Origin of the sequence: Nocardia sp. 852002-51101_SCH5132738 (genome assembly GCF_001665695.1) — a bacterium.
Classification (GTDB): domain Bacteria; phylum Actinomycetota; class Actinomycetes; order Mycobacteriales; family Mycobacteriaceae; genus Nocardia; species Nocardia nova.
This window is the reverse complement of record NZ_LZML01000158.1, coordinates 1-13,417: the sequence shown is the minus strand read 5'-3', so window position 1 is coordinate 13,417 and position 13,417 is coordinate 1. Positions and strand designations below refer to the sequence as shown.

General features: G+C 66.6%; 7 protein-coding genes and 2 pseudogenes. 4 read left to right on the top strand and 5 right to left on the bottom strand.

Translation table 11 applies throughout. The features are described 5' to 3' along the window. The first annotated feature begins 108 nt into the window (after positions 1-108). Genes A5789_RS24395 through A5789_RS24385 form a run of 3 tightly spaced genes read left to right on the top strand, consistent with a single transcriptional unit; the run spans position 109 to position 6,220 of the window. Positions 109-1,653, top strand: a complete 1,545-nt coding sequence (locus A5789_RS24395) for an NAD(P)-binding protein (RefSeq protein ID WP_082940922.1) — start codon at positions 109-111, stop codon at positions 1,651-1,653. Then, positions 1,650-5,222 (top strand): pyruvate:ferredoxin (flavodoxin) oxidoreductase, encoded by a 3,573-nt coding sequence (nifJ, locus tag A5789_RS24390; RefSeq protein ID WP_064902960.1) that lies wholly within the window; start codon positions 1,650-1,652, stop codon positions 5,220-5,222. The genes A5789_RS24395 and nifJ overlap by 4 nt, the downstream gene beginning before the upstream one ends. Further along, entirely contained in the window at positions 5,222-6,220 is a 999-nt protein-coding gene (locus A5789_RS24385) for a dihydroorotate dehydrogenase-like protein (protein ID WP_064902958.1), read from the top strand. The genes nifJ and A5789_RS24385 overlap by 1 nt, the downstream gene beginning before the upstream one ends. Positions 6,221-6,546: 326 nt before the next feature. On the opposite strand, the gene A5789_RS24375 is transcribed toward A5789_RS24385, so the two are convergent. Next, a complete protein-coding gene (locus tag A5789_RS24375; protein ID WP_064902956.1) occupies positions 6,547-8,283 on the bottom strand; it encodes a molybdopterin-dependent oxidoreductase in 1,737 nt (578 codons plus the stop codon). A 968-nt stretch (positions 8,284-9,251) separates the two neighbouring features. Between A5789_RS24375 and A5789_RS24370 the strand changes: the two genes are divergently transcribed. Then, positions 9,252-10,079: a Gmad2 immunoglobulin-like domain-containing protein gene (locus A5789_RS24370; protein WP_231956659.1), complete on the top strand. Its 828-nt coding sequence runs from the start codon at positions 9,252-9,254 to the stop codon at positions 10,077-10,079. Positions 10,080-10,419: 340 nt separating this feature from the next. Here the strand turns inward: A5789_RS24370 and A5789_RS24365 are convergent, their stop codons facing one another. The 4 genes and pseudogenes from A5789_RS24365 to A5789_RS24350 all read right to left on the bottom strand — a co-directional run. After that, a complete protein-coding gene (locus tag A5789_RS24365) occupies positions 10,420-10,617 on the bottom strand; it encodes a hypothetical protein (RefSeq protein ID WP_030517066.1) in 198 nt (65 codons plus the stop codon). 584 nt (positions 10,618-11,201) lie between these two features. Next, a pseudogene (locus tag A5789_RS36860) lies at positions 11,202-11,330 on the bottom strand (sodium:proton exchanger); the annotation flags it as partial. Positions 11,331-11,508: 178 nt separating this feature from the next. Then, entirely contained in the window at positions 11,509-12,492 is a 984-nt protein-coding gene (locus A5789_RS24355) for a nitronate monooxygenase (RefSeq protein WP_064902950.1), read from the bottom strand. A 283-nt stretch (positions 12,493-12,775) separates the two neighbouring features. Next, a pseudogene (locus A5789_RS24350) lies at positions 12,776-13,339 on the bottom strand (phosphatidylinositol mannoside acyltransferase); the annotation flags it as partial. Positions 13,340-13,417: the final 78 nt, after the last annotated feature.

The following is a 13,417-nucleotide window of genomic DNA, read 5'->3' as shown; positions in this document are numbered from 1 at the left end:
CCACCCCCGCACTGACCGCCTGATCGAACAGGATCACGCGGAAATCACCCCGATACACCACCCGCTTGGACTTGACCCGGGCCGGTACGCCAGCGCCGTCCGGTCTATGTGGATCTGTTGCCTCCGTGCAATGCCCGGTGCCCGGCCGGGGAGAACATCCAGGCGTGGCTGGCGCACGCGAAGGCAGGCCGGAACGAACAGGCCTGGCGGCAGCTTGTCGCCGACAATCCGTTTGCCGCCATCCATGGCCGGGTCTGCTATCACCCGTGTGAATCGGTCTGCAACCGCGCAAATCTCGACAGTGCGGTATCGATCCACGCGGTGGAGCGGTTCCTCGGGGACCTCGCGCGGGAGCAGGGTTGGACGTTCGCGCCGCCGCCCTCCCGGAGCGGCAAACGGGTGCTCGTGATCGGCGCAGGGCCGAGCGGGCTATCGGCCGCGTACCACCTGGCTCGCCTCGGTCACGACGTCGAGATCCGCGACGCCGGAACCGAACCCGGCGGAATGATGCGCTACGGCATCCCGAACTACCGGCTACCTCGCGACGTACTCGCGGCCGAGGTGAGCCGAATTGCGGCACTCGGAGTGCAGCTGACCTGCAACCATCGGGTCGAGGACCTCGCCGCTGAACGGGAGGAGGGCCGTTTCGACGCGGTGTTCGTCGCGATCGGCGCCCATCTGGCCAAACGGGTCGACATCCCGGTCCGCGACGCCGGCACGATGGTCGACGCGGTGTCGTTCCTGCGCAGCGTCGCTTCCGGCGACAAGCCTACGGTCGGGCGTCACGTTGCCGTCTACGGCGGCGGCAACACCGCGATGGACGCAGCCCGCGTGGCCCGCCGCCTCGGCGCTGAGGACACCGTCATCGTCTATCGCCGAACCCGCGAGCGGATGCCCGCCCACCAGGAGGAAGCCGAGGACGCCGAACGCGAGGGCGTGCGCATCAACTGGCTGCGCACGATCACCGCCTTCGACGGCCCCGAACTGCAGGTGGAGATCATGGAACTCGACGAAGCGGGCCGTCCGCGGCCGACCGGAAAATTCGAGACCCTTGCCGCGGATACTCTGATCATGGCGCTGGGCCAGGAGACCGAGTCGGCGTTCATGCGCACGCTGCCAGGCGTAGAGTTCGAGCGCGACGGCAGCGTACGCGTCAGCGATTCGCTGATGACCGGCTGCCCCGGCGTGTTCGCCGGCGGCGACATGGTGCCCAGCGAGCGCACCGTGACCGTCGGGGTGGGGCACGGGAAGAAGGCGGCTCACCACATCGACGCCTGGCTGCGTGGCGTCTCGGGAGCGCAACCTCCTCCCAAACATCCGATGGCGACATTCGACCAGCTACACCTGTGGTACTTCGCCGACGCCGACCGGCGCCGGCAGCCCGAACTTGCTCCGGCACAGCGCACCGCCGGGTTCGAGGAGGTCGTAGCGGGCCTGTCGGCCCGAGAAGCGACCTTCGAGGCCGGCCGGTGCCTGTCGTGCGGCAACTGCTTCGAATGCGACGGCTGTCTCGGAGCTTGCCCGGAGGATGCGATCATCAAACTGGGAGCGGGCCACGGCTACCAGTACGACTACGACAAGTGCACCGGCTGTGCAGAGTGCTTCGAGCAGTGCCCGGTCCACGCCATCGACATGTTTCCGGAGCCGACATGACGCGCGCGACAGTGGATGGTAACGAGGCCGCCGTCTCGGTTGCCTACCGGCTCAACGAGGTGTGCTGTATCTACCCGATCACCCCGTCGTCGCCGATGGCCGAGCTGGCCGACGAATGGTCCAGTCAGCATCGCCCGAACCTGTGGGGCACCGTGCCGACCGTGGTGGAGATGCAGAGCGAGGGCGGTGCCGCCGGCGCGCTGCACGGCGCTCTGCAGAGCGGTGCGCTGGCCACTACCTTCACGGCGTCGCAGGGCTTGCTGTTGATGGTCCCGAACATGTACAAGATCGCGGGCGAGCTGACGTCGGCGGTGATGCACGTCGCGGCGCGATCCTTGGCCACGCAGGGCTTGTCGATCTTCGGCGACCACTCGGACGTGATGGCCGTACGCCAAACCGGGTTCGCGTTACTCGCGTCGGCCTCGGTGCAGGAGGCGCAGGATTTGGCGCTGATCGCGCAGGGTGCCACTCTTCGGACACGGGTGCCGTTCGTCCACTTCTTCGACGGGTTCCGGACCTCCCACGAACTCAACACGATCGAGACACTGTCCGACGACGACCTGCGAGCGCTGGTGCCCGAGGAGCTGGTCCGGGCGCATCGCGGACGGGGACTGTCCCCGGAACGCCCGTTCATACGCGGCACCGCACAGAACCCGGACGTGTACTTCCAGGCACGCGAGACGGTCAACCCGTTCTACGCCCGTGTCCCCGCGGTGGTCGAAGACCTCATGGACCGCCTCGGCGCGCGCACGGGCAGAAAGATGAGCATCGTCGAGTACGTCGGCCATCCGGAGGCGGAACGGGTACTGGTGCTGATGGGCTCCGGCGCGCAGACCGCAGCCGAAACCGTTGCCGCTCTCACCGAGCGCGGCGAGCGGGTCGGCACGGTGCAGGTACGGCTGTACCGGCCGTTTCCCGGCAGGGCATTCCTCGATGCGCTGCCGGCGACGGTGCGCACGATCGGCGTGCTGGATCGCACCAAGGAACCTGGATCGATCGGCGAGCCGCTGTATCTCGACGTCGTCGCCGCACTCGCCGAGGCACACACCGACGGTGAGCGGGCCGTCATGCCGAGGGTGTCCGGCGGACGCTACGGCCTGTCGTCGAAGGAGTTCACCCCCGCCATGGTCGCCGGCGTGTTCGACGAACTCGCCCGTGAGCGGCCCCGCCGCCGCTTCACCATCGGCATCGACGACGACGTGTCCGACACCAGCGTCGCCTACGACCCGTCCTTCGACATCGAGCCCCCCGACACGGTGCGCGCGATCTTCTACGGCCTCGGTTCCGACGGCACCGTCGGAGCCAACAAGAACACGATCAAGATCCTCGGCGCTGAGGAGCACCTGCACGTGCAGGGCTACTTCGTCTACGACTCGAAGAAATCGGGTTCGCAGACAGTCTCACACCTACGCTTCGGATCGCAGCCCATCCGGGCGCCCTACCTGGTAGCGCGAGCGAACCTCATCGGCTGCCATCAGTTCCGATTTCTGGACAAGGTCGATGTACTGGGCCCTGCCGCCCCGGGAGCGACCCTGCTGCTGAACTGCAGACATCAACCGGACAAGGTCTGGGACGCGCTGCCTCGCCGGGTTCAGGAACAGATCCTCACCAAGCAGATAACGCTGTACGCAGTCGACGCGGGCCGCATCGCCCAACAGGTCGGACTCGCCGGGCGGATCAATATCGTCCTACAGACGTGCTTCTTCGCCATCTCGGATGCAATGCCGCGCGAGCAGGCAGTCGCCCGAATCAAGAAGTCGGTGGAGAAGACCTACGGCAACCGCGGAGCCGACGTGCTGCGCCGCGAACTGGCCGCCGTGGACCGAGCGCTGGAAGGGCTGCACCGGATCGAGGTACCCGACCTCGTCACCGCCACGCGAGAGCCGGCGCCTGTCGTGTCCGAGGATGCGCCCGAGTTCGTCCGTACGGTCACCGCGGAGATGATGGCCGGGCGCGGCGACGCCTTACCGGTCAGCGCACTGCCGGTGGACGGGACCTACCCGAGCGGCACAACGGCCTACGAGAAACGCAACGTCTCCGAACTTGTCGCAGTGTGGGACCCCGACACCTGCATCCAGTGCGGCAACTGTAGTTTCGTCTGCCCCCACAGCGTGATCCGCTCGAAGTTCTACGACGAGTCCCGGTTGGCGTGCGCCCCTGAGCAGTTCGGCTCTGCGCCACTGGGCGCTGTCGGTCTCCCGGGAGCCCGCTTCTCCTTACAGGTGTACACCGAGGACTGCACGGGGTGCGGTCTGTGCGTCGAAGCCTGCCCCGTCGTTGTTCCGGGACCCACCGGTACCAAGGCGATCAACCTCGGCCCCCGCGAACCCCGGGTGGCCACCGAACGCGAGAACATCGCCTTCTTCGAAACCCTCCCGACGGCCGACCGGGCACGGGTGGACTTCGGCACCGTTCGCGGGGCCCAGTTCCTCGAGCCGCTGTTCGAGTTCCCCGGGGCGTGCGCGGGTTGCGGGGAGACGCCGTATCTCAAACTGCTGTCCCAACTTTTCGGCGACCGTCTGATGATCGCCAATGCGACAGGATGCTCATCGATCTACGGCGGCAACCTGCCCACCACCCCGTGGACGACCGACGTGGACGGACGCGGCCCTGCCTGGTCCAACTCGCTGTTCGAGGACAACGCCGAATTCGGGTTCGGCTTCCGACTGGCCACCGACGGGCACGTCCAACTGGCCCGGCTGCGCCTCACCGAATTGCGGGAGGCGGTCGGCGCCGAACTCGTCGACGACATCCTGACCGCGTCGCAGTTGCGTGAATCGGAGCTGCGTGCCCAGCGGGAACGGGTGGCCGAACTCGAGACTCGGCTCGCTCGGCTCGATCCCGCCGAGACAGCCGACCTACTCAGCGTGGTCGACCACCTGATCCGGCGCAGCGTGTGGATCGTCGGCGGCGACGGCTGGGCCTACGACATCGGTTCCGGTGGACTCGACCATGTCTTGGCCAGCGGGCGCAACGTCAACGTGCTGGTACTGGACACCGAGGTCTACTCCAACACCGGCGGACAGATGTCGAAGGCAACGCCACTGGGCGCGGTCGCGAAGTTCGCCGCCGCCGGCAAGACGTTGCCGATGAAGGATCTCGCGCTGCAAGCGATCGCCTACGGCAGCGTCTACGTCGCCAGGGTCGCCATGGGGGCCGACCCGCAACAGACGCTGCAGGCGTTCCGTGAAGCCGAGGCGTACAACGGACCGTCGATCGTGATCGCCTACAGCCAGTGCATCGCCCACGGCATCGACATGCGCCACGGAATGGACCAGCAGTACCGCGCGGTCGCCAGCGGGCACTGGCCACTGATCCGTTACAACCCCATGTTGCGTGCTGCCGGCGAGAATCCGTTCCTGCTCGATTCGCACCGGCCGAGGATCCCCCTCGGCGACTACCGCAACCAGGAACTGCGGTACCGCTCGTTGGCCAATTTCGACCCGGCCGAATACGACCGCCTCCTCGGGCTGGCCGAGGAGGCGATCCTTCAGCGCTGGAAGCGATACGAGGACATGGCATCTCGGGGCCCGCAACACTTCACCGCCGACGCCCGCAAGGATCGCTGATGGAACTGTCCACACGCTACCTAGGGCTGACACTGGCCAACCCGCTGGTGGCGGCGGCGTCCCCGCTCTCACAGACCGTCGACGGAGTCCGCCGCCTGGCCGCTGCGGGCGTCGGTGCGGTGGTGCTCCATTCGATGTTCGAAGAGCAACTGATCCGCGAAGCGGAGCACGACACGCGACTGACCGAGCACGATTCCCAGAGCTATGCCGAGTCCTTGTCCTACTTCCCAGAGGCAGCCCTCGAGAACCACGGGCCCCGCCGCTATCTGAGCCTGCTCGAACGCGCCGCGGCGGCGGTCCCGGTGCCGGTGATCGGCAGCCTCAACGGCGTCAACCTGGGAAACTGGGCGGGCTTCGCCCGTTCGATGCAGGACGCCGGGGCGGCCGCGATAGAGCTCAACATCTACTACCTGCCCGGCGATCCACACACCTGTGGCAGAGAAGTCGAGCAGCGCCACCTCGACATCCTCGCCCGGGTAAAGGACGCCGTAACCGTGCCGGTGGCAGTAAAGCTGAGCCCACACTTCAGTTCAACCGGCGAGATGGCGCTGCGCCTCGACACGGCCGGCGCCGACGGGCTGGTGCTGTTCAACCGGTTCCTGCAACCAGACATCGACCCCGAAACCCTCAGTGTGGAGCCGGCGGTCACTCTCTCCACCCGCGCGGAGTCGCGTGTGCCGCTGACATGGATCGCCCTGCTGCGCGGGCGGGTGCGCGGGTCGCTCGCCGGCACCACCGGCGTCGAGGACGCCACCGACCTGATCAAGTACCTGCTGGCCGGGGCCGACGTCGTCCAGTCCGCCTCCGCGCTGCTGCGCCACGGACCCGACTACGCCGACGTTCTGCTCGACGGGCTCCGGGAATGGATGCGGCGCAAGGGCTACGCCGAAGTCGACGAGGTTCGAGGGGTGCTCAGGGTACCGGTGGGCGAAAACGAGACCGCACGCGAACGCCGGGACTACGTCAGCGCCCTGCGCGAGGCCAACAGCGGCTGGTAACGCCAGCCGACCGCTACGCCGTCATGCCTTCCTTCCCGCAACCGAATCATCTCTCGACCTGTGAGGATGTTCGGAGGTGGTGGTCTCGCGGTCGCCCGCCGCTCCGGCTTCGACCGCGGGCACCTGTGACAGCCGCGCAAGCGCTGCGGTGACCGCCCGGGAGTAGAACCAGGAGGCGCGGCGTTCGCTGGTCAGCAGTCCCGCTTCGCGCAGCACCTTCTAGGGGACTGCGGCACGAAGAGGTGACAGGTTCGGTCGGGGGGAGCGGAGCCGGCAGGCGATTAGGCTCGGCACCGTAAAGGTGGTATCTGGTGAATCACCACGACTCAGATGGACTGGCGGTAGCCGAAGAATTCGTGGTCCTCGTTGTATCCTCCGTGGCCGCCACCGATTTCGGTGAAGTCGGCGACGAATTCGATGCCCTGTATCCATTTCACCTGTTTGAATCCGAGCTGAGTTTCGTTGCGTAGTCGTAGCGGAGCGCCGTGCCCGTATGTGAGCGGCGCGTCGTTCATGTCGTAGGCCAGCATCGTCAGGTGGTAGCTCATCTGCTCGATCGGGTGCGCGTCGTAGTAGCGTCCCTTCTCGGGGCCCTCGGCGAGCGAGTAGAACACAGCCCATTTTGCGTCCGGATGTGGTTGGACGAGTTCCATGATGGATCGCATCGACACACCACCCCATTTGGCGACCCCGGACCAGCCTTGGATACAGAAGTGCTGTGTGATCTGTTCGTGGTGCGGCATGGCGCGCAGTTGGTCGAGACTCAGTTCTACGGGATTGTTCACCAGGCCGTGTATCCACAGTCGGTAATCGGTGAACCTGCTGTCGAACAGCGCGCGATATTCCGGGGTATCGGGATAGTGCCCGTTGTGCCAGAAGTAGGGGGAGATGTCGCGCTCGGTGTATTCACCCGGTTTCGAATCGAGATGTTCGAACAGCCGTTGTGCCGGACCGATCAGTGCGTACCCTATCCGCTGAACGAGGCGGGGGTGCCGGATTGTCAGTGGCGTGGCAGCGACCCAACCCACGACCGCCACCACCATGGACAGAGTGAACAGGGTGAAACCGAGCCAGGATGTGTCGTCGCGCCCCGCGTAGATGTGGTTGAGGTTGCGCAGCGCCCCGGTGGTGAAAACCAGGGACACGTGAACGACGATGAACAGCAGGAACCAAACCAGCACGAGGAAATGCAGCGAGCGTGCGAGTTGGATGCTGAACGGCCTGCTGATCCACCGGAACCGGGTCGACAGCGCGGGCGACATTCCCAGGCCGGTGATCAACGCGGCGGGGGCGGCGACGAAGATCGTGAGGAAGTAGGCGATCTGCTGGAGCCCGTTGTAGGCAACCCAGCCCGTTTCGGTCGGCCAGCGCAGCGACAAGTACTGAATCAGCACCGACAGCGCGTTGGGGAACACGTCCCAGCTGGTCGGTACGACCTTGCGCCACTGGCCGCTGGTGAACAGAAAAATGTAGAAGACGGCTCCGTTGAGGAGCCACAGCGTGTCGATGCCGAGATGCCACCACCTCGCCAGTCCGATGGAGTGACGGAGGCCGGGGAGCCCTATCTGCTGGGGAAGGCTGACGGAGTCCTGCTTGGCGGTCCATAGCGGATCAGCCGGTACCGGATTCTGGAAACGAAACCAGTCCTTGCCGGGCGTGCAGTGGCGGGTCCAGTACAGACGCGGATGATCGGTCAGGATCTGAATTCCGGACCGGATGATGAAGATCATCAAGAAGAGATTGAAGAAGTGCTGCCAGCGCAACCACGTCGGCATGCCGCTTGTCTGCTCCGGGTGAGCGACGGTCGTTCCCGGATGGCGGGCGATGAATTGCTGGACCGAGCTCAGGTCCCGCAGTCCCTGCGCGATCGCGATGGCAGCCACCAGCACGACGAGGCCGATCGGCAAGAGCCAGAGAAGGTTGAACCATTTGTCCCGCCCGACGCGAATCCGCGGTGCCACTCCACGCACCTGAGGTATCGTTCCGGCGAATGTTGTTGGATCGATGGCGTTCTCGCCGCTGGTAAGGTCAGAACGCCACTTCGCGACAACCTCCGGGGACATACGTGGTGACTCGTTCGGGTGGGGTGTCGCTTTCTCGCTAGTTCCCATCTGCTCCACCTACGGGTAGCTGGTACACGGAAACGACTCTCGACTCGACCGTAGGCGAGACACCACGCGTGGATCAACAACCGGCGCAGTCGGCAGATGACGCTGTCCGGTGACTGCGGGATGATGTGCGCGGGACCTGAGGGCGACGCTGTTCCATCAGGGGCGAGGGGGTGCGTTCTGCGCAGGACTACCGGGGCAGAGATTTGCACGGCAGGTGACGACCGCGTCACCTGGCGGCGCGCCGGGTGAGCGACGACTGAGATCCGTTGACTGCCAACAGCTTTCTAGCTGGATCCATCCACCGCGCCGATCGAGGTGCCCGAGGTGTGTACAGAATTGCATTCGAACCTCCTCGACAATTGTGGTTTCGCGTCAGATGATCATCCGGACCGAGTGGGCGTCAACGGATGCCGCCTGGGGCGTGAGCGCATCCGGCGACATTGCGAATCGCCTCCGCGGTCGCTTCCGTCTTGTCCCCTGGTATCGCCTGGCGGGCGCTGCGCCACGCGCACAGCCAGGCGGACAGCGCCCCTGAAGCTGTCACCGAGGCGCGGCGGGCGGCCGTAGCCGCCGAGCAGTCAGCGCAGGAAACCACGCGCGCCAACGCCCTTGCCGTCGAGGCGAATCGGATCGCGCGCGTATATATGCGCATTTACTGGTTGGCGGTGTGGCGCGCGTCGCCCGATGAGGTAGCCGGGCGGTGCGAGGCGTCATGTCCGTCGCAGCGGGTCCGATGTCCCGGGCCGACGACGGCCGCGGTGCCTCGTGCCCAAAGACTCACGGCGAGTGGCCCATCCGCCCTTTCCGAGGTGTGTCGGGGCGGCGCACAGTGAGGTTTGCCGCCTCGGTGTGGCCGAGGCGGGTGAGTCCTGTCGCTACGCGGAGTCACCCGGGGGTGAATCGATCGGAGGGTAAGGGCTATGGCAACGAATAGGGCGCCGTCGCAACGTTTAACAGTTGTGATGGTGGTGGCCGCGGTGGCGGTCGTGCTGGCCGCGGTGGCGTTGTATTTCTCACTGACGCGTGACGGCGGGGATGACGCTGCGGCGTCGGGAAGTTCGACCGCGGCTACGCCGGTCGTGCCGGGTCTTCCTCCCGAGACCGCATCATCCTCGCCGGAGAGCACGCCGGGTTCGCCGACGACCGGGTTCGCCTATCAGCCGCTGTGGCCGTTCGCCGGCGTCGAAGATGCGGCGGCGTGGCAGCGGGCCTACCGCGAGGGCGGGCACCAGCCGTGGGGGCTCGACGCCGCCACGATTGCGGTGATGTTCACCCAGCAGTATCTCGGTTATCGGAATGTCGACAAGGCGGTGACAACCGACGTGCGGGGCGAACAGGCATGGGTGAGTGTTGGTTTCGACAATCCGGGCGGTCGTCCGGCGGTCGCGGCTGTCCTGCACCTGGCCCGCATCGGCGCGGGCGGCGACGCGCCGTGGGAGGTGGTCGGCAGTGAGGACAGCACACTCACCGTCACCGGCCCGGCGTACGGCTCGACGGTGCGGTCGCCGGTCGTCGCGAGCGGACGTATCACAGGGGTGGACGAGAGTCTGCGCGTGCAACTGCGTCGCGTCGACGCCGCGCGACCGGTGGGCGAGGTCGCCGGGATCGCCGCCGGCGGCGCCGACAGCCCCTGGCAGGCAACGGTTCCGTTCACCGCGGCCTGCCCCGGCACCCTGACGCTCGCGGTCTCCACCGGCGGCCACATCGCCGAAGTGGAACGCTTCGCCGTTACCGGGGTGCGGTGCTGACCGGACCGGAGTTCTCCCCGCGCGGACATACGTCACCGGTCCGTCGTGGGCTCGGCAGCAGGGCAGCGCCTACGAGCCGACAACTGCCGGCCGATGCTCCGGCAGCACGGTGGCCAGGTAGGTGCCGCTGACCCCGCCCCTGCAACGCACGAGATACGCCACAATCCGGTCGGCGTCGCCGGGATGTCACTGCGCGCGCTCGTCGGTTTCGGCGGCCGATCGCTGCCACGCTGATCATGGTCCGCGGCGCAGGGCGCTCGACGTACCGACGCAGACAGGCGAGAACCGGCTGGAACAGTGTTCGATGTCGTTGCAGGTCTGTGGGCGCAGCTCTGCTCAATTATGTCCGCAGGTAGCTGGCTGCCAGCGACCAGAACATTGCTCGATTCAGTTGGCGGAAGTCCCACCCTTCGACCAGGGAGTGCAGGTTCGCCACCAGCGCCGGTACATCGAAATCGTCGCGATGCGCGGTCCCTGCGTGTTCCAACTGCCTGATCACGTATTCGGTCGCTGTTTTTGCTGTGGCGCTGCTGTCCATCACCATTCCATCTCACTACCCGGGGGCCGCCGTCGGCCGTGGCGCACGCATACCCGGCGACGGAGACCGCAAACAGTCCGATGTGGGCACGGGCGAGCGTGCCTGGCGAAAGCTGTCACTGAGGCAGAACGCAAAAAGGCAAATGTGGTCGTGATCACCGAAGAGTTTTCGGTATCCACTGCGGCGAGCCCCGATGCCGGGCGTATCCCGGAGGGCACCGACCCGGCCGGTCGGGCAGATGCCGGGACCTGTTGGGGTGAGAGGCTGATCGCGGCGGTTGCCGACGACCGGGGAGATTCAAGGGCAGCAGCGCGGATTCGGACCAGTCCCGTGCCCTGCCCGGCGGGGCGCATAACCCCGCTACGGGTCACATCATCATCGGCATGTTCGGGAACATACGGTTCCACCAGTCGCGGAACATATCCATGAGTTGATTCATCATCATTGCTGTTCATCTCCCTTCATCAGCGATGTGTTCGGCATACCCCCGTACGCACACGTTGCACGTCGTACTTGCGTTCAACGTGGGATCAGTTCGTGCTGGATGTGCCGGGCGGTTGGGCGTGGACGTGTTCGGGTTCGGTGTACTGGATGTAGGCGGGGTCGTGGCCGGCGGTCCAGGCGTAGTAGAGGTCGACCGCGTATTCGGGTAGGCCCGCGATCAACGCCGAAACAGCGATGGCCGGCCCGCCGGAGACGTCGATCTGGTGCGCGGACTCGAAGCCGACACGGTCCACACCGGCCCGCCCGAGCTCCGTGTGTCGACTACCGCTGCCCGCGTCGGCGAGTCGGCGCAGGCACAGTCGACTCGGCGGGCTCCCTAACTCACCTGGCCGCTTTGCGAACCGGCACCCAGACGGACCCAATCGCCGGCCTCCTCGCCGAACTGGTTCAAACCGCCAACTCGGCCACCGCCTGTTTCGCCGAAATCACCTCGGTGATGCGGAGCGCGGAGTCACCCGCATACAACGCTGCCTGATCCGCGCACGCTGCCGGCGCATCCTCGGTCGGCACCATGGGACTGAACAACGGCAGCCGTGGGCGTTGCAGGCGTAATATCGCGCCGTTCAGCCTCTCCGGTGTTACCCGCGCCAAAGGGCCACTCCAGGCATTGATCAGCGCAGGCACCCGCCGCGCTGCACCGTCCTGACCGCACCACCGCGCAGTCACGTTGTTCGGCACCACGCGATGGCGTGCGGGCCACCCGAGCCCGAACACCGTGGTCTCCAGAGTCGTCCGCGCCTCCAGCACCCGGCGCCGGTATTCGGGGTGAGCGCCGGACTCGTGGGTCAGCAAGAACCGAGTGCCCGCAACGACCGCTACCGCGCCGGCGGACAACGCCGCGGCTGTGTCCACGGCGGCGGCAATCCCTCCGGCGAGCAACACCGGCTTGTCGTGGGCAATCGCAACGGCGCGCGGGAGGAATTCGAGTGCCGGAACGGTCCCCACCAGATGGCCCCCTGCCTCTCGGCCCTGGGCGATCAAAGCATCGACACCCCACCCGACGGCAGTGCGGGTTTGCTCCTCGGTGCCGACCATCGTCAGTACGAAGATCCCGGCATCGTGAAGCTCACGCACCAACGCGCGATCGCCACCGAAAGCCATCACGACCGCGTCGACTCTCGAATCCAGACAGGCCCGGACGTGATGGCGACGCGCGAACGGCATCAGCAGATTCACCACCACAGCCCGCTCGGGAGCCTCTTCACGCACCCGGCTGATCGCGGCGCGCAGTTCGACTGGGGGCATCATGCCGATGGTCCCGAGCCCTCCAGCCGCCGCAACCGCGGCAGCGAGGCGCCCGCGTGCAATTCCTCCACCCATACCGGCCTGCACGACAGGCACATCCAGGCGGAGCCGATCCAGAAGATCCACAGGCCCGACTCTATGTGCACGTGACCGCCGGCGTGCGCTGCACCCGAATCACAAAGTCCGGTCACCCACGCTGCATCGAAACATCGGTCTGTGCGCTGGCCATGGCCTTCCGCGTGTACCGCGACTTCTTCAGCGGCGCAAAGGAATCGGCGGAGACGGCGCCGCAGGCGCGTCCAGGCCACGACTCGGTCGAAGGTAGCGAGTCTCGGCGCGTTCACTCAGCCGGGGTGGCGGGCGAGTGCCTGTAGCCAGTGCAAAGTCGGTGTCGATGCGATGGCGCGGATCAGCGGTGCGCATTGCTGCGCGCCTGCGCGCGGATGAGCTGGTCGGCGGTCCACAGCGGTTGCAGCATGTGCCAGTCGGCGGGGTGGGCGGCGATTCCGGCGGCGAACCGGTCGGCCAGAGCCTGAGTGGTCTGCTGCGCTCCGCCGGTGGTGGCGATCGGTGCGCCGACGTGAAATCCCCAGCCGGCCGGAGTGAACCAGCAATGTACCGGCAGCAGCGGTGCGCCGGTGTCGATCGCCAGCCGGGCTGGACCGGCGGGCATGCGCGCCGGCTCGCCGAAGAAGGTGACCGGCACTCCGGCACCGGTCAAATCGCGTTCACCGAGCAGCCCGACTGTCCGTCCCTGCCGCAGCCGCGTGGCCAGCAGGTCGAACGGTGGGGCTGTGCCACCGGTGAGCGGGACGATCTCGAAACCCAGACGTTCACGGAACCGGACGAAGCGCCGGAACAGCGATTCCGGCCGCAGTCGCTCGGCGACGACGGTGGGGGAACCTATCCGTTGCACCAGCCAGATCCCTGCCACGTCCCAGTTGCCGCTGTGCGGCAACGCCAGCACCGCGCCGGGTCAAGTCCAAGCGGGTGGTGTATCGGGGTGATTTCCGCGTGATCCTGTTCGATCAGGCGGTCAGTGCGGGGGTGG

What these genes read in the sequence shown, in the direction of transcription:
- nifJ (WP_064902960.1), top strand. Translation starts at nt 1,650, where the DNA reads ATGACGCGCGCGACAGTGGATGGTAACGAGGCCGCCGTCTCGGTTGCC.
- A5789_RS24375 (WP_064902956.1), bottom strand. Translation starts at nt 8,283, where the DNA reads ATGTCCCCGGAGGTTGTCGCGAAGTGGCGTTCTGACCTTACCAGCGGC.
- A5789_RS24385 (WP_064902958.1), top strand. Translation starts at nt 5,222, where the DNA reads ATGGAACTGTCCACACGCTACCTAGGGCTGACACTGGCCAACCCGCTG.
- A5789_RS24365 (WP_030517066.1), bottom strand. Translation starts at nt 10,617, where the DNA reads ATGGACAGCAGCGCCACAGCAAAAACAGCGACCGAATACGTGATCAGG.
- A5789_RS24370 (WP_231956659.1), top strand. Translation starts at nt 9,252, where the DNA reads ATGGCAACGAATAGGGCGCCGTCGCAACGTTTAACAGTTGTGATGGTG.